The sequence below is a fragment of the Orrella marina genome (assembly GCF_003058465.1).
In the GTDB taxonomy this organism is placed as follows: Bacteria; Pseudomonadota; Gammaproteobacteria; order Burkholderiales; family Burkholderiaceae_B; genus Algicoccus; species Algicoccus marinus.
In genome coordinates this window covers 1,988,421-2,004,245 of sequence record NZ_CP028901.1, presented here as the reverse complement: position 1 = coordinate 2,004,245, position 15,825 = coordinate 1,988,421, and the positions used below count along the sequence as shown (strand labels likewise).

The window sequence follows — 15,825 nt, the reverse complement described above, 5'->3', positions numbered from 1 at the left end:
ATAATGAAGATGGCACCCATCTTGTCGGCTGGTCTGATCGCTAGTGCAATGGCGTTCAGTTCCGCTGCGATCGCTGAGCAGAAAAAGCAGCCAGTCGCCCAGGTCTCGATCGAAGAAACGCAGTTTGGACTGATTATTGGAGGTAGCGTAGGTGGTGGAAAGTTGACCTACGAAGGTAAAGAATATCCGTTTCAGCTAGGCGGTTTGAGTCTGGGGGCCAACATTGGCGTGTCGAAAATGGCCGCGGTTGGAGAAGTATTCGATATGAAACGGGTTGAGGACTTTCCTGGCACTTACGTCAAGCTTGATGGCAACATTGCACTTGGTGGTGGGGTTGGTGGCATGACACTCAAGAACGAGAACGGAGTAATCATGAATCTCAAGGGCACAACGCAGGGTTTGCAGTTCAATATTGGTGCCAGCGGCGTGACTGTTTACTTCGATAAGAAGTAAGTAGAGAATGAGTAATCGTTACGTAGCCCACGCGTAACCGGTACAGTATGCAGCATTGATTGATTGCCTGTTTTGTGGATTCTCACTCGACAGGTTTGCGGCCAGTGTTGCTCTGGCGGCAAACCTGCCGATAAGCTGATTTTTGCGGGTGCTTTCCGTTAGCAGTCCAGTCTTATTTAGTCAGCTGCCGGGCAGGTGGCTTCTCCGCTTTCCCGAAGTTACCCCCACCTGTTGGATTTCTCCTGGCCTTACACCACACTTGCAACGGCAACACCGTCCATGTTGATGTTCACGCCCGAGATGTAGCTGGCTTTGTCTGAGGCCAGGAAGGCGACTGTATCGGCAATTTCTTCAGGTTCGGCCAGACGACCGAGCGCGATTCTTGCTGTTGCATTTTCGAGTGCAGTGTCCATGTCGATCCCTTCTAGTCGGCAGGTCGCTTCAAGACCTTCCTGTAGTCGTTCTGTGTGGGTAGGACCAGGATTGACACCAACCACACGCACACCTTCACGTCCATAGGCTGAAGCTAGTCCTGCGGTCGCAAGCATCAATGCAGCGTTGGCACTTCCACCGGCAAGGTGAACAGCTGATGCGGTTTTACCCCCCGCGCCAATCACGTTAATGATGACACCTTGTTTGCGCTTGGCCATGCGCTTGACTACCGGGTCGATCATGTTGATGTACGTGAAGAACTTGGCATCCAGTGCGTCGCGCCAGATCTGAGGCGTCAGCTCTGCTGCGGGTGTTCGCTTCGCCGCACCAGCGGAGTTGACCAGCACATCGACGGGGCCAAAGCGCGCCTCGGATTTTTCAAGCGCAGCCATCGACGATTGCGGGTCTCGCAGATCAGCTGAGAAAACTGCGACCCGGCCCTTGCTTTCCGGCATTTCGATAACCATCGCGCGTTGTACGCTCTCAAGCGTGGCAAGGTCTCGTGCGACTAGGGTGACTTGCGCAGATTCGGACAAGAAAGCTTTCGCACATGCCAGTCCGATGCCTTTGCTGCCACCTGTGATGAGGATATGCTTGTCCTTAAGTTTGAGATCCATTGTTGTCTCCTTGATCGTGATCGATTGGTAACTGCTTCACGACACCCTTTTGAATGAGCGCGTCGATTTGCTCTTGAGAGTATCCCAGCGTGCCGAGCAGACTGGCGGAGTCTTGTCCCAGCGAGGGCGGGGAAGCTCTCACTTGCAGTCTGACGCCATCAAGGACCAACGGCAACAACGGCATCCGGGTATTGATTGCCCGGTTGGTTCCGCTTGCATCGGCACCAAGATGTACATCTGCCAGGCCGCCGGTTGCATTCAGATGTGGGTCATCGAACAGATCCACTGGCCGGGTGATGGGTGCATATGGCAATCCCACTGCCTCAAAACGGCGGCTCAACTCTGCAGCGCTGACATCCTTGAAATAGTCTCGCAAAATCGGCATTAGCCAGTCCCGCGCCTGTACACGCTGATTGTTGGTTGTCAACCGGGTGTCTGCCTTGAGGTCATCAAGATGAAACTCGTGACAGAAAATTTCCCACTGCGTGTCACTGACGACCGACAGAAAAATCTGCTCGCCATCCTTGACAGTAAAAACATCGTAAATACCCCAGGCACTGATCCGGTCAGGCATGGGCTGTGGGGCCTTGCCTGTGATGGCTGCCTGCATCATGTGCTGGCCAACCAGGAAGACGTTGTTCTCGAACAACGCACTGGTGACCGAGCGTCCTCGACCTGTCTTGTGTCGTGCCTGCAACGCGGCCAGTACGCCAATTGCTCCAAACATGCCTCCCATGATGTCGTTCACGCTCGTTCCCGCCCGTAATGGCCGCCCGACTGGACCGGTCATGTACGCCAGGCCGCCCATCATCTGAACAACCTCGTCAAGCGCAGTGCGATGCTCATAGGGCCCAGGGAGAAATCCTTTATGTGAAACATAGATCAGGCCCGGGTTGATCGCCTTGAGTGACTGCTCACCAAATCCAAGCTTATCCATTGTTCCAGATTTGAAGTTCTCGCTAAAGACGTCGGCCGTCTTGATCAGGTCCAGAACGATCTCGCGTCCCTCCTGGCTCTTGACGTCGACAGCGATACTTTTCTTGTTGCGATTGAAGAACGCAAAAAATCCGGCGCCCGAACCGATAAGCTTTCGGGTGTTGTCTCCCGTGACAGGTTCAACCTTGATGACTTCTGCACCGAGGTCGGCCAGAATCATCCCGCAGGTGGGTCCCATCACCATATGTGTAAATTCGACTACCCGGATACCTTCCAGTGGGAGGGGTTCTGACATGAATCGCTCCTGTGTCAATTGCAGTAATGTAGAAATTCCGTATGGCAGTTTCACGTCCTGCTATGGACGTGGCAGGATAGGTGAAAATTTGACTGCGAGTGCTCAAGCCAAACCGGCCGTTTTGCGAGTCAATTCTGTGCACGTTTACGGGTCGAGGGCAGTCAGGCGAGTCGAATCACGTGTCGAGCAGCCAACGGCGTAAAAAAGGGTTACAACCTTCTATGATGACATGCGGCGAGCGTCAAGACGACTGTTCCCACGTTCTGACGATGTGGGCGAACAAGGATTGATTAATAAAACACTCGCTGTTTGATGATGCTTAAAGATGATGACAGGTTTGACTTCCATGATTGAAACCAGGCTCGTTAACTATCAGGATCCCGCTGACAGAGAGGCGCTCCTGCATGTTCTTGATATCTACTCTCGTGACCCGATGGGAGCAGGAGAACCGCTAGATGCAGAGGTGAAGAGTCGCCTTTGCGATGATCTGGCGAGGTTTCCCGGTGCAGTGAGTTTTCTGGCGTGGTCAGAAGATGATGCGATAGGACTAATCAACGGTTTCCTGGGCTATTCCACCTTCAAGGCCCGTCCACTGATGAATATTCACGATATTGCTGTGGTGCCAGGGTTCAGGGGATTTGGTGTTGGGCGACAGTTGTTGCAGGCCATGCAAGCTCACGCGGACAGACAGGGCTGTTGTAAATTGACGCTCGAAGTGCTGTCCGGGAACCAGCCAGCCAGACAGGCTTATCTGAAGTTCGGGTTCGAGGACTATACGCTCGATCCGACTGCCGGTACTGCCATGTTCATGCAGAAATGGCTCTGAGGAGACACTGTTTCCCCAGGCGTTGATGCCCTGTGGTTTGTGGAGGGCTTGTCGTCAGAGTCGCCTTCTGGCATATAAGATCCTGAGCCACAGCGTTTGTTCAAGAAACGCGAAACCGACTGGAACTGGTGCAGGTTAGGATAGCTGGTGGTTTTGAGAGTGGCTACGCAAGTCACGACAGGAGAAAGTGGCACGCATGAGTGATCAGGACAAGGGCCGACCTATGTCGGTGGTGATCCGGGAAAGGCTGCAAGGCGCGCGCAAGCGGTTTCACGCCAATGACAATATTTCCGACTTTATTAACCCAGGGGAGCTGGATTTGTTGCTCGACGAAGTCGAAGACAAGATGAAGGGGGTGCTTTCCAGCCTTGTCATCGACACGGACAGCGATCACAACACCCAGGACACGGCGAGAAGAGTAGCCAAAATGTACTTGAAGGAAGTGTTCGGTGGTCGTTATGTGCCACAACCGGCCACGACCGAGTTTCCAAACGTGGAACACCTGAACGAGTTGATGATTGTCGGACCGATCACGGTTCGTAGTGCCTGCAGTCATCACTTCTGCCCTGTGATCGGCTATGTCTGGATTGGCGTTATGCCGAATGAGCACACCAACGTGATCGGACTGTCAAAGTATGTGCGTCTGGCAGAGTGGATCATGAACCGCCCGCAGATTCAGGAAGAGGCCGTGGTCCAGCTTGCGGATCTGATACAGGACAAGACGCAGCCAGACGGCCTGGCCGTTGTCATGAGTGCCACTCACTACTGCATGGCATGGCGCGGAGTGCGCGATATGGGAAGCCGTATGATTAATTCAGTCATGCGTGGCTGCTTCCTTAAAGACGCGAATTTGCGGCGGGAATTTCTCTCGCTGATCCCGAAAGAGGAGCGGTGATGCTGGTTCGATTGTTATATGTCAGCCGGGCAGTAAACGGCAAGGCGACTCAGGACGATATCGAGTCGATCGTAGCGTCAGCAAGGACCTATAACGCTGAAAGCGGAATCACCGGTATTCTGTGCTACGGAGGAGGCATCTACCTTCAGGCGATTGAGGGCGGGCGTCATGAGGTCAACCAGCTTTATAGCCATATTTTGCAGGACTCCAGACACTGCGAAGTAGTGTTGCTGCACTACGAGGAGATTACTGAACGCAGGTTTGGTGGCTGGAACATGGGCAAGGTCAATCTTGCCAAGCTCAACACGTCAGTGGTTCTGAAGTACTCAGAGAAGCCGGTACTGGATCCGTACAGGGTTTCCGGTAAGGTCTCCCTGGCATTGCTGGAGGAGTTGATGCTCACGGCATCAATTGTTGGGCGAACCTGAAACAAGGGGAGGGCGAATCCATGGCAAAAGCTGACAGTGCGACAGTTGACATGAACAATGACCTGTCTACGGACTGGTCCCTGAAAGTTCGTTTACTACTCAATGCAGGGCATGCGATCGATCACATGTTTCTACTGATTTTTGCAGCTGCGGTGGGGGTCATTGCCGTGGACTTTGGCGTGCATCGATGGGAGGACTTGATGCCGTATGGCGTAGGTGCCTTCATCCTGTTCGGCCTTGGGGCCTTACCGGCCGGCAGACTTGGAGACCTGTGGGGGCGACGGCAAATGATGCTGGTGTTCTTTTTCGGGATGTCCGGTGCCACCTTGTTGACCGCCGTTGCCCAGTCACCTTGGCAGATTGCTTTTGCGCTGACGCTCGTCGGTGCGTTTGCATCCATCTACCATCCGGTGGGTATCCCGATGTTGGTACAACGTTCACCCAGGCCCGGCATGGCAATTGGAATCAACGGTCTGGCCGGAAACATGGGTGTCGCGGTTGCGGCGCTTTTCACTGGCTTTATGGTGAAGTGGTTCGGTTGGCGCGCAGCATTTGCTGTTCCGGCGATCATTTCGTTCATATGCGGGGTCCTGTTTTTGCTTGCCTGCCCGAAAGAAACAGAGCCCCCGTCCAAGCGGGTGTCCAAAGCCAAGGTGCAATTGCCCCGCAAGATGCTTGCCAGAGCGTTGCTGGTCATGACCATGGCAGCAGTCTCAGGCAATCTGCTTTACAACTTTACAACCAATGGCAACGGGCAGTTGATGGTCGAGCGGTTCCAGGGTGTAATCGAGGATCCCGCCATGCTAGGCACATTGCTGGCCATTGTTTATGCTGTGGCCGCGTTTGCCCAGGTCATTGTCGGCAGGTTGCTGGACCGGTTTGAAGTTAAACCTTTATTCCTTACGGTTGTGCTGGTTCAGATTCCATTGCTGTTGCTGGTATCAGTCTCGCAAGGCTGGACTATGTACGCAGCTTTGCTTGCCGTGATGATCTTCGTTTTTGGGGCAATTCCATTTATTGATGTCATGATCGTGCGTTACGTTGATGACAGGATACGTTCACGCGTTGCAGGCATGCGCTTTACTGTGTCACTGGGGTTGAGTGCACTGGCGGTATGGATTCTTGGGCCATTTGTTAAAAGTACTGGATTTGACACGCTTTTCATGTTCATGGCACTGATTTCGATCTGTACCGTCGCCACGGTTGCGCTCCTGCCTGGAGAACGAAAAATTCAGAAAATGAACATGGATCAAGGCCAGGTTGACGCAGCATGAATGAGTCATTGAACGGGCTGGATCGGCGCTGGAAGCTCGAGTGCAATCCCGATCGGCTGACGTGTGAGCTTCGTTTCGTATCATTTGCTGAAGCGTTTGCTTTCATGACCCAGGTTGCTTTGCTGGCAGAAAAGCTCGATCACCACCCGGACTGGCGTAATTCCTATTCGCTGGTTGTCATTTCCTTGACGACCCACGACGCTGGTGGGTTAAGTGAGCGAGATTTTGAGTTTGCACGAAACGTTGACCAGATCCTTACCAGATAGCTGAAAGCTCTGGAGGATGATCCAGCGTCCTGAGTCAGTCTGGTCGTTGCAGAATCGCTTTCGGAAATTGCCGATAAAAATACGTAAATTCGCAATCAAGATCGTTGTGTCGGGATGTATTCGTGGGTCCTAAGCTGATCGAGCGAGACATGCTCAAGAGCTCTCTCGTGGGTTGATTCCAGAATGACTGGCGGGGCAACACCGGCTTGTAGCGCCTCTTTCCAGCGCTCAACGCACAGGCACCAGCGATCCCCTGGGTTCAGTCCTCGAAATCGCATCTCGGGTCTTGGCGTCACAAGGTCATTGCCTTGCTCAACCGAAAATGCGAGAAACTCAACCGTGACGCGTGCGCAGACGACGTGAGTGCCATGGTCCTGGGCATCTGTGTTGCAGCAGCCATCTCTGAAATAACCCGCCAACGGATCGTAGGAGCAGGGAATCAGTGCCTCTCCTAAAACATTGCGTCCTTCCTGCATCGTCAAACCTCTACAGCATCATTTGTTTAGCTTCTAAAGAGTGATATTGCAACAATTTTGATGGTTTGTCGCTTCGGGAAGTTCCCGACCCTTGACACTCTTTCATATCAGTCATACACACTTCCTGGCGGTTCCGGCTCGGGTGCGCTTACATCGTTCTGAGCAGTATTTGACCTGATCCCAGTCTCTTTCCCATTTCTTTCTCCAGACAAATGGCCTGTTACAGGTCGGACAGATCTTCTTTGGAAGGTCGGACTTTTTGACGCCATGCATGGAAACTCTCTGGACATCATGAACACTTTTGTATTACCTGAACACTTGCCCACGCATTCCCCTACCTGAGTCGACTGGTTCGCGTGCGAACTTGTTAGGCCCAGGTTCAACCAGAGTTGAACGATCCGCGCGGCGGGACATACTGGAGTGTGAGTTACTTCAGTTGCCTGCGTAACGCCTCAAAGAACAAGGTTGACTGCAGGCGCTCGCTATCAACTTCTGCGCACACACGCTCGGCAATAGCAGGGTCAACTGGTGCCAGAGGATGACCGCTGGCACGAGCATGAATCTCCATCTGACAGGCTCTTTCCAGAAAATAGAGATCTTCATACGCGTAATCCATCCGACTCGAACAGACGACCACGCCATGGTTGCCTAGAAATACGATATCCGCTCCTTGCATGGCAATGGCAATTCGTTCGCCTTCGGCTGCGCCCAGAGCTAGACCGTTGTAGTCGTGGTCTGCGACAAGTCGCCCGTGAAACCGCATGGCATTCTGCGATAAGGTGGTGTCGAGCGATCTGGCCCGGGTCATGGTCAAAGCCGTCGCGTAAGGCATGTGGGTGTGCAGGACGCAGGCTTTCCCTGCGATCTGATGAATCGCCGCATGAATATGCATGGCAGTTGGTTCGACAGGATGGCGGCCAGCCAGTTTTTCTCCTGTCGAGTCGACCATTACGATGTCATCAGTATGAACCTCTTCCCAAAGGAGACCGCGCGGATTGAGCAGAAATCGCCCGCTCTGATCGGGAATTTCGACACTGAAGTGATTGCATACCCCCTCGGACAGTCCGTGATACGCCGCAGCACGCAAGGCCAGAGCGAGATCCTCGCGCAAACGTGTGATATCGGGGGACTCAAAATCCTGTTCATGCGCCGATCGGTCGATTGCCATGGGTGATTCCTCTCGTTTGAAAGATAAACCTGAGCCGGCTGGCGACCACTTCGCGATGCGAGGTGATTCGCCACGCAGATCTCTTGGATCGCTCCCATGATAACCGCCTGGACCGTCGACGTTCGAGCGATTGTGTACGAATGTTTTTGCTGGCAGAGAGCACACTGACTCAGGCTGCCGCAGGTCTGTATTCGTCAGCAGGCACCACGCCCTTTGATCTTTGCAGGGACCAACAGAAAGTGCCACTTGAAAGGTGGCACTTGTTAGCGACGTTGGTGAGAGTCACTTAGCGCAGACTGCTGGCCCTGTTTCGGTAGGCGTGGACCATTTACGAGCATTACGCAGGCCGACTACTTGGCCATGGAGCAGTGCCCCCCAATATCACCTGGCCCGAGCCCGCTGCAATGACTGGGGGCTCGTTTCGCAGATCAGGTTGAGGAGCGTACCACCAGTCCCACGCCAGGAAGCTGGCCAGCACAGTCCAGAACACGAGTTGGCGGATCTTGTGGTTTGACATGAAAGACATTCTGATCCCCTCAAAACTGATAGTGGCGGCGAATTCGTATGCCGAGCATCGTGCCGAGGAACGCCAGAGGAATCCAGATCCAGCCATGCAGGCTGCCAGTTGACACGCCGCTGAGCATCGCACCAATGTTGCATCCGAACGCCAGCCTCGAACTGTAGCCCATGATGAACCCTGCACACAGGCCGATCATCCACTGCTTGCGGGTCAGCGGATTGCTTTCCGCTCCTGTACGTGCCGAGATCCAGAGTGCACCCGCAAGGATTCCTATGTTCGTGATGGATGTCACGTCAAGAAACACGCTCTCGACAAGGCGGGTTGCGTTGCCTTCCTGCCCCAGAACATGTTGCCTGCTGGATCAAACAGGTTTGCTGCGTGGACTGCTTTGGCAGCCCACAAACCAAAGCCATATACGACCCCCACGGCTGGCCGGCAATGATCAGATTCAAAGTAGCGAGCAGGGCCAGGATAAGAGCGCCCCAGATCCACTTTCTATCGAACCACGCGCGGTCCGGTCCGACCCAGAGACGCACAGCAATCAGAGCGAGCAATAGTCCCGCCAGTGTCACCGCCAGGGCTTTCTCTGCACCGAGGATGTCAACCAGTCCGATCGGTTCTGTCTGGCCGAGTTCAAGCCAGCTGCCCAGGTGCACGGAGCCCAGAAAGCTACCGAGTGCGAACAGCGGCAGGATCCCCATATTGAGTGGAATACCCAGCCCCGCCTTGTATAGCGTTCCGGATCCGCATCCGTCTGCGATCTGCATCGAAAGCCCGAAAACGAAAGCGCCAACGAGCAGACTGACGCTGGGCGGACCAAGTGCCGCACCGAGTTCTGTGTAAGTCGAAAGTAACGGGATCGCCAGGGCGGCAGCGACGGCCAGTAGAATAATCTGACCTGTCACACCTCGAGGGTCACGCTTTTCGATGAGTTGACGCCAGCCAGTCGTGAAACCAAAGCGTGCACCGGCCAGGGCCGCACCCATGCCGATACCAATCAAGAACAGGATCGACTGGCGTACTGAGACACTTAGCAGAAGGAACAGAAAAAAGACGGCCATCAAGGCCGCCAAGGGCAAGCGCTTCATCAGATTATGCTCTCCATGAACGCTTTAAAGGGTCTCGAACCAGAGTTTGGTGTCAATCCAGAGTTGCTTGAGACGGCCGGGCGCGTTCTGGACTGGTAATGCCTGATCGGCCTGGGTCCAGTCGACCATGGAACCAGCATAAAGCTTCACGTCGTCGTCGCCCACAAGCTCAGACAGAACGAACCAGTTGGTTGCAGCCCAGTGTCCAGTGTTGCAGAAAGAGACAATCTCCTGGTCCGGTTTGTCCAGTCCGTGCTGTCTTGCCAGTGACACCGCCTGTTCCTGTGAGACAACTTCACTTGTTCCTGGTTTGAACCAAAGTGAGTGCGGAACGTTAACAGCGCCTTCAAGCGTGCCTGCGACTTTTGCTGCAGTGTGACGGGTTTCGCCATTAAAGAAGCCTTCCGGTCGGGCATCAACGAGCAGTGCCCGTACCGAACCGGGCGTGCTAGTGACATCGACAAGTTGGTCGCGAGAGGTAATCAGGGTCTGATCAATCGATGGTTCGAAGCTTGAGGTTGTGACCGAGATCGAACCGGATTGCAGCGGAAGGTTTGCACCCTGCCAGGCCTTGACGCCGCCGTTCAATATGGACAGTTCATCCAGGCCGAGTACTTTGAGTGTCCAGTACACTCGCGCAGCAGCGCCGAAATCCGTATCGTTGGCGCCACTCGAAACGATGATCGCGTGGGTGTCGGGCTCGAGGCCGATTGACTGGACGAGTTTGGTCAGGGCGGTCAATTCCGGCAGCTCGCCGGGATTGGCGGCCGGACCCCGCCATTGTCCGTATGGGGCATTGACTGCACCGGCAATATGTCCTTCATCGTATGATTTCGGATCCCGAATGTCGACAACACGGACGTTGGGTTCAGACAAACTGCTGCTGAGCTCTGCAGGAGAGAGCAGGGGTTGTGCTGCCAGAACGGTGCTGGAAATTGCGATACTTGCGATCGCGGTTAGCAGGTGTTTCATGGTGCTTCCAGAATAGGTAAAAGTAGTGATAACCCGTATTCTGAAGATCTGCTAACCAAATGTGAAATAATAAGTTATGTTTTTTAAATAACTAAAAGTAATAATAAGGCTGTCTGTTCACATAGGGCTGTGAATCTCTTCCGGTTGTGCGGATCAAGGTGCTGTGCGTACACATGACAATCCCCTGGATGCCAGACGCGACAACCAGGGGATCAGACGTGGATCATGAGCGAGACGGTCTTTCCTGCAGACCGTTACGCGCTTGCCTTGAGTTTCAGGCGCCATGCATGTAGTAGTGGCTCGGTGTACCCGCTGGGCTGCTCCAGTCCCTTGAAGACCAGGTCACACGCCGCCTGGTATGCCATCGAGGTCTCGAAGTTGCCGTACATCGGACGATAGTTCGGGTCGCCAGCATTTTGCTGGTCCACAACCTTGGACATGCGTTCAAAGGTTGCTCTTACCTGATTTTCATCTACGATCCCGTGACGCATCCAGTTCGCGACATGCTGGCTGGATATACGCAGTGTTGCGCGATCCTCCATCAGGCCGATGTCATGAATGTCGGGGACCTTGGAGCAACCGATTCCCTGGTCTACCCAGCGTACAACGTAACCCAGAATACCCTGGATGTTGTTGTCGAGTTCTTGCTGCTTGTCTTGCTCACTCCAGCGGGTATCGATTGCCACAGGAATTGTCAGCAGATCGCGAAGAATGGCGGGTTGCTCTGCGTCAGAATCAACGCACTCAAGTTCCTGCTGAACCTTGGAAACATTGACTTCATGGTAGTGCAAGGCGTGCAGGGTCGCGGCAGTCGGACTGGGTACCCACGCAGTGTTCGCACCAGCCTTGGGGTGTGCGATCTTCTGTTTGAGCATCTCAGCCATCAGATCCGGCATGGCCCACATGCCTTTGCCAATCTGGGCTTTACCTCGAAGTCCGCACGACAGGCCAGTGAGAACATTGTTACGCTCGTAGGCTGCAATCCATGATGTCGTCTTCATGTCCGCCTTGCGGATCATCGGGCCCGCAAGCATTGCTGTGTGCATCTCATCACCTGTCCGGTCAAGGAAGCCGGTGTTAATGAAGGCTACGCGGCTTGATGCAGCGGCAATGCAGGCTTTCAGGTTGACGCTGGTACGTCGCTCTTCGTCCATGATGCCGAGCTTGACCGTATCCTGCTTGAGACCGAGCATCTGTTCGACACGGCTAAACAGTTCGGCAGCGAACGCAACTTCTTCGGGACCGTGCATCTTTGGCTTGACGATGTAGATGCTTCCCTGGCGACTGTTGCGCACTTTTTCCCCCGCGTCTGTAACCCCGCCGGTCTTGAGATCGTGGATAGCAATGGCTGTGGTGACAACCGCGTCCATGATGCCTTCCGGTATCTCGCGTAACTCACCGGACGCTGCTTCGTACTGGATGGCAGGATTGGTCATCAGGTGACCGACGTTACGCAGGAACATCAAAGACCTGCCGTGCAGGACGACTTCTTGCCCATCCGGTCCGATGTAACGGCGATCCGGATTCAACGTCCGGGTGACGTTCCTGCCCCCTTTTTCGAAAGTGTCGGTCAGGGTGCCTTTGAGGATGCCCAGCCAGTTGCGATAACCGTTGACCTTGTCCTCGGCATCGACTGCGGCGACGGAGTCTTCAAGGTCGAGAATGGTCGACAGGGCGGCTTCCAGCGTCAGGTCATTGATGCCAGCCGGGTCGGTAGAGCCGATTGCTGCTGTCCGGTCGATTACGATCTCCATGTGAAGTCCGTTGTGAACCAGCAGGATTGCACTTGGTTCGTCGCAAGAACCTTGATATCCGATGAACTGTGCGGGCTCGGCGAGTCTTCCCGGTTCTGCCTGGTTGGCCAATGAGACATTGAGCTTTCCGTCAAGGACGGTATAGGACGTTGCGTCGGCGTGCGAGCCTTGATCAAGAGGGGCGTACTGGTCGAGTATGCGACGCGCGTAGGCGATGACACGGGCACCGCGCCTGGGGTTGTAGCCGCTAGTGCGTTCACAACCGTCATCCTCAGCAATGGCATCAGTGCCGTAGAGTGCGTCATAGAGCGATCCCCAGCGTGCATTCGCAGCATTCAGGGCGTATCGAGCGTTCAGAATGGGAACCACTAACTGAGGGCCTGCCTGCAGAGCGAGTTCTGAGTCTACGTTCAGGGTGGTGGCCTGACAGTTGGCCGGTGTATCGACCAGGTAACCGATCGATCTCAGAAAAGCCTGGTACGCGTCCATGTTCTGGATCGGTCCAGGGTTGGCTGTATGCCACTCATCAAGGCGTGATTGCAGTTCATCACGTTTGGCGAGCAACTGGATGTTGTCGGGAGCGAGGTCAGCCACGATTGCGTCGAATCCTGTCCAAAAGGCGTCGACAGTCACGCCTGTGCCGGGCAGGACTTCTTCATCAATGAAGGATTTTAGTTGGGGAGCGACACGAAGACGGTGCACGCTGATAGCTTGGCTCATGTATGGGACTCCTGATTGAAAACCGGTTGCCGGGTACAACATCAGTTTAGGTTGCATTGCACAAGAATAGTCTACAAATTATGCGCAAATGAGTCATTTCATTTGTGCATATTTGTATCAAATCCGGATCGAAACATCCGTACCATGCATGGCAGAATGCTGGCTGCCCGTCTAAAAGAAGGCAATGACGGGTTCAGGTCCTGGAGGTGGGACGCTTGCGCAGTGTTTTCTTGTAATGATCACACCACTGCGAAATCAGGCACACATCGCATTTGGGCTTTCTGGCGACACAGACATATCGGCCGTGCAGGATCAGCCAGTGATGCGCGTTTAGCCGAAACGCCGGCGGAACATGTTTCTCGAGTGCCTGCTCAACGGCTAGCACTGTTTTTCCAGGGCCTATCCCGGTCCGGTTAGAGACTCTGAAAATATGCGTATCGACCGCTATGGTGGGCTCACCGAATGCTGTGTTGAGCACAACATTCGCGGTCTTGCGCCCCACACCGGGCAATGCCTCCAGTGCCTCACGCGACCGAGGGACTTTTGAGCCGTGTTGCTCGACCAGAATGCGGCATGTTGCGATGACATTGCTTGCCTTGGTGCGAAACAGGCCGATCGTCCGAATGTATGCCGTGAGCCCATCGACGCCGAGCGCCAGCATTTTTTCCGGGGTTCCGTGTTCCCTGAAAAGGTCTCGTGTAGCCAGATTGACCGACTTGTCAGTGGCCTGCGCCGATAGAATGACTGCGATCAGCAGTTGAAACGAATCGGCGTACTCCAGCTCAGTTGTGGGGTTTGGATTGGCTTGGGCAAAGGTTTCAAAAATCCGGACGCGGTTCTCGCGGTTCATGACCTGGCCATCCTTCGTTCCCGTGCCTTTGCCAGTGCAGCCGCGACCACATTTTCCTTGTCCGATTGGCTAGGCCTTGCCAAACGATTTGTTCTGGCCGAGCTTTGCGCATTGGAGTCACGTTTGCGTGCAAGTCTGCTCTGGTGGCGTTCGCGTGCCTGAGCGGCTCTTCGCGGGCCCCACATTAGCGCAGGATCAGAAACAGGAGTCATGGTGATGCAATCAACAGGACAGGGAGCGACACAGAGATCACAGCCAGTGCACCAGTCTGGCAGCACAGTGTGCATACGCTTGTTCGCGCCAATAATCGCATCAACAGGACAGGCTTTGATGCAAAGCGTACAGCCAACGCAATGTTCTTCGTCAATGACAGCCACTGTCAGCGGCCCCGGTTGCCCACATGCGGGATCGATGGGCTTGGGAGCCCGACCGAGTAATGACGCAAGCGCGCGCATACCTGATTCGTCGCCGGGAGGACAGCGGTTGATGTCAGCCTCGCCTCTGGCCAGCGCTTCAGCATAGGGCATACAGCCATCGTAGCCACATTGAGTGCATTGGGTTTGGGGCAGGATGGCATCAATCGTCTGGATCAGGATCTGTTGGTCTGCGTCTGACATGTCAGTCTGGCCCTACCAGTAATTCTCGACGGCGAGATTGCCCGGATTCCCGCGACGGCCAGCCGCAAACCCGCGCTCAGCCAGTAACTTTCTCATCTCGGTCACCATCTCCGGGTTGCCGCAAAGCATGACCCGCCCGCCCTTTGGCTCAAGGCCAACACCTGCAGCAGTTGTGAGGGTGCCATCGAGCAAGGCGGCGGTGATTCGTTTGGCCTGAGCGACTGGCCCCGGCCGTCCCTCAACGGCTGGCCAAGGCTCGCGAGATGTCGCGCACAGGTAAATTAGTCTGCTTCTTGCTGGCGTGTTGATCTTGCTCGCAATCTGCAAAATCTCATCGCGGTAGGCAAGCTCCTGCTGTGTGCGTACCCCGTGAACCAGCACGACTGTTTCAAACCTGTCCCATGTCTGGCTGTCGCGAAGCATGGGAATGTAAGCAGACAAGCCTGTTCCCGTACTGATCAGCCAGAGCACCTGGCCATCCTGGAACCGGTCTAGCGTGAGAAACCCGAAAGGGTTGTTCTCGATCCAGAGAGAGTCCCCCGGTTCGAGTGCTGCCAGGAGCGGGCTGAACTGCCCGTCGGAAACCGTCACACTGAAAAACTCCAGATCAGGGTCTTCAGGGTGTGTCACCATCGAATAAGCACGCCAGAGGGAAGGTTCACCACTTTGCTTGTCTTCGGGGAGACCGATGCGGGCAAACTGTCCGGGCACAAAGTTGAAACCATCTGGGCGTGTCGTGCGGACCGAGCATAAGCCTGGCGATGCCCATCTCCGAACTTCCAGCACGGTCTGGCGTGAGTACTTACTGGTGACGTCACCTGATTGCATGCTTGCGTGAACTCCTTGCGGGACTTGCCGGGGGCGAGTCGTCTGAGTATGCCTGACCCTATCGTTCAAGATGCTTGAGCTTGTCAGGTTTGCCATTCCAGTCGTCAGCGTCTGGGAGAGGTTCCTTGGACCGGCTAATCGTTTTGTAAAGAGGGCTGAGCTCGGCGTTCAACTCAATGAAACGAACCTGGTCGGCAGGTACATCCTCTTCCGCAAAAATCGCGTCAGCGGGGCACTCCGGGATACAGACAGCACAATCAATGCATTCGTCAGGATCAATCACCAGAAAATTAGGACCTTCCTTGAAGCAATCAACAGGGCAAACATCCACACAGTCTGTGAATTTGCATTTGATGCAGTTCTCTGTAACAACGTGAGTCATAGTGATATCTGAGTAGGATTAAAGGCCG

General features: G+C 54.6%; 19 protein-coding genes. 6 read left to right on the top strand and 13 right to left on the bottom strand.

Annotation, left to right across the window (positions count from 1 at the left end):
• Window positions 1–3: 3 nt before the first annotated feature.
• The gene (locus DBV39_RS08995) at window positions 4–453 is read left to right on the top strand and encodes a DUF1134 domain-containing protein (protein WP_108621249.1); all 450 of its coding nucleotides are present in this window, start codon (window positions 4–6) and stop codon (window positions 451–453) included.
• A gap of 248 nt (window positions 454–701) precedes the next feature.
• On the opposite strand, the gene DBV39_RS08990 is transcribed toward DBV39_RS08995, so the two are convergent.
• Window positions 702–1,502 carry an SDR family oxidoreductase gene (locus DBV39_RS08990; RefSeq protein ID WP_108621248.1) on the bottom strand — a complete coding sequence of 267 codons (801 nt, stop codon included), beginning with the start codon at window positions 1,500–1,502 and terminating at the stop codon, window positions 702–704.
• Entirely contained in the window at window positions 1,486–2,733 is a 1,248-nt protein-coding gene (locus tag DBV39_RS08985) for a CaiB/BaiF CoA transferase family protein (RefSeq protein ID WP_108621247.1), read from the bottom strand. The genes DBV39_RS08990 and DBV39_RS08985 overlap by 17 nt, the downstream gene beginning before the upstream one ends.
• A 325-nt stretch (window positions 2,734–3,058) precedes the next feature.
• Between DBV39_RS08985 and DBV39_RS08980 the strand changes: the two genes are divergently transcribed.
• The 5 genes from DBV39_RS08980 (at window position 3,059) to DBV39_RS08960 (ending at window position 6,422) form a co-directional block, all read left to right on the top strand.
• The gene (locus tag DBV39_RS08980; protein WP_227870874.1) at window positions 3,059–3,559 is read left to right on the top strand and encodes a GNAT family N-acetyltransferase; all 501 of its coding nucleotides are present in this window, start codon (window positions 3,059–3,061) and stop codon (window positions 3,557–3,559) included.
• A gap of 196 nt (window positions 3,560–3,755) precedes the next feature.
• Window positions 3,756–4,454, top strand: coding sequence for a GTP cyclohydrolase I (gene folE / locus DBV39_RS08975; RefSeq protein ID WP_108621246.1), 699 nt, complete (start codon window positions 3,756–3,758; stop codon window positions 4,452–4,454).
• On the top strand, window positions 4,454–4,882 hold the full coding sequence (locus tag DBV39_RS08970; RefSeq protein ID WP_108621245.1) for a BLUF domain-containing protein: 429 nt from the start codon (window positions 4,454–4,456) through the stop codon (window positions 4,880–4,882). The genes folE and DBV39_RS08970 overlap by 1 nt, the downstream gene beginning before the upstream one ends.
• A 20-nt stretch (window positions 4,883–4,902) precedes the next feature.
• Window positions 4,903–6,156: an MFS transporter gene (locus DBV39_RS08965; protein WP_108621244.1), complete on the top strand. Its 1,254-nt coding sequence runs from the start codon at window positions 4,903–4,905 to the stop codon at window positions 6,154–6,156.
• Window positions 6,153–6,422 (top strand): 4a-hydroxytetrahydrobiopterin dehydratase, encoded by a 270-nt coding sequence (locus DBV39_RS08960; RefSeq protein WP_108621243.1) that lies wholly within the window; start codon window positions 6,153–6,155, stop codon window positions 6,420–6,422. Before DBV39_RS08965 ends, DBV39_RS08960 begins: the two co-directional genes overlap by 4 nt.
• Before the next feature lie 95 nt (window positions 6,423–6,517).
• Here DBV39_RS08960 and DBV39_RS08955 read toward each other — a convergent pair whose 3' ends face one another.
• From DBV39_RS08955 to fdxA, 11 genes are all read right to left on the bottom strand, one after another.
• On the bottom strand, window positions 6,518–6,898 hold the full coding sequence (locus DBV39_RS08955; RefSeq protein ID WP_108621242.1) for a DUF2237 family protein: 381 nt from the start codon (window positions 6,896–6,898) through the stop codon (window positions 6,518–6,520).
• A gap of 111 nt (window positions 6,899–7,009) precedes the next feature.
• Window positions 7,010–7,171 carry a DUF2256 domain-containing protein gene (locus DBV39_RS08950; protein WP_108621241.1) on the bottom strand — a complete coding sequence of 54 codons (162 nt, stop codon included), beginning with the start codon at window positions 7,169–7,171 and terminating at the stop codon, window positions 7,010–7,012.
• Window positions 7,172–7,325: 154 nt separating this feature from the next.
• A complete protein-coding gene (locus tag DBV39_RS08945) occupies window positions 7,326–8,066 on the bottom strand; it encodes an aldolase (protein WP_108621240.1) in 741 nt (246 codons plus the stop codon).
• Window positions 8,067–8,602: 536 nt separating this feature from the next.
• Window positions 8,603–8,878, bottom strand: a complete 276-nt coding sequence (locus DBV39_RS20285) for a YeeE/YedE thiosulfate transporter family protein (protein ID WP_265416050.1) — start codon at window positions 8,876–8,878, stop codon at window positions 8,603–8,605.
• A 1-nt stretch (window position 8,879) separates the two neighbouring features.
• Window positions 8,880–9,674 carry a YeeE/YedE thiosulfate transporter family protein gene (locus DBV39_RS08935; protein ID WP_265416049.1) on the bottom strand — a complete coding sequence of 265 codons (795 nt, stop codon included), beginning with the start codon at window positions 9,672–9,674 and terminating at the stop codon, window positions 8,880–8,882.
• 24 nt (window positions 9,675–9,698) lie between these two features.
• Window positions 9,699–10,646 carry a sulfurtransferase gene (locus DBV39_RS08930; RefSeq protein WP_108621239.1) on the bottom strand — a complete coding sequence of 316 codons (948 nt, stop codon included), beginning with the start codon at window positions 10,644–10,646 and terminating at the stop codon, window positions 9,699–9,701.
• Window positions 10,647–10,900: 254 nt separating this feature from the next.
• Window positions 10,901–13,120, bottom strand: a complete 2,220-nt coding sequence (locus DBV39_RS08925) for a malate synthase G (RefSeq protein WP_108621238.1) — start codon at window positions 13,118–13,120, stop codon at window positions 10,901–10,903.
• A 193-nt stretch (window positions 13,121–13,313) separates the two neighbouring features.
• The gene (gene nth, locus DBV39_RS08920; protein WP_108621237.1) at window positions 13,314–13,970 is read right to left on the bottom strand and encodes an endonuclease III; all 657 of its coding nucleotides are present in this window, start codon (window positions 13,968–13,970) and stop codon (window positions 13,314–13,316) included.
• Window positions 13,967–14,587, bottom strand: a complete 621-nt coding sequence (locus tag DBV39_RS08915; RefSeq protein WP_108621236.1) for an electron transport complex subunit RsxB — start codon at window positions 14,585–14,587, stop codon at window positions 13,967–13,969. The genes nth and DBV39_RS08915 overlap by 4 nt, the downstream gene beginning before the upstream one ends.
• A gap of 12 nt (window positions 14,588–14,599) precedes the next feature.
• Entirely contained in the window at window positions 14,600–15,415 is an 816-nt protein-coding gene (locus tag DBV39_RS08910) for a ferredoxin--NADP reductase (RefSeq protein ID WP_108621235.1), read from the bottom strand.
• A 58-nt stretch (window positions 15,416–15,473) separates the two neighbouring features.
• Window positions 15,474–15,797, bottom strand: a complete 324-nt coding sequence (fdxA, locus tag DBV39_RS08905) for a ferredoxin FdxA (protein ID WP_108621234.1) — start codon at window positions 15,795–15,797, stop codon at window positions 15,474–15,476.
• Window positions 15,798–15,825 lie beyond the last annotated feature (28 nt).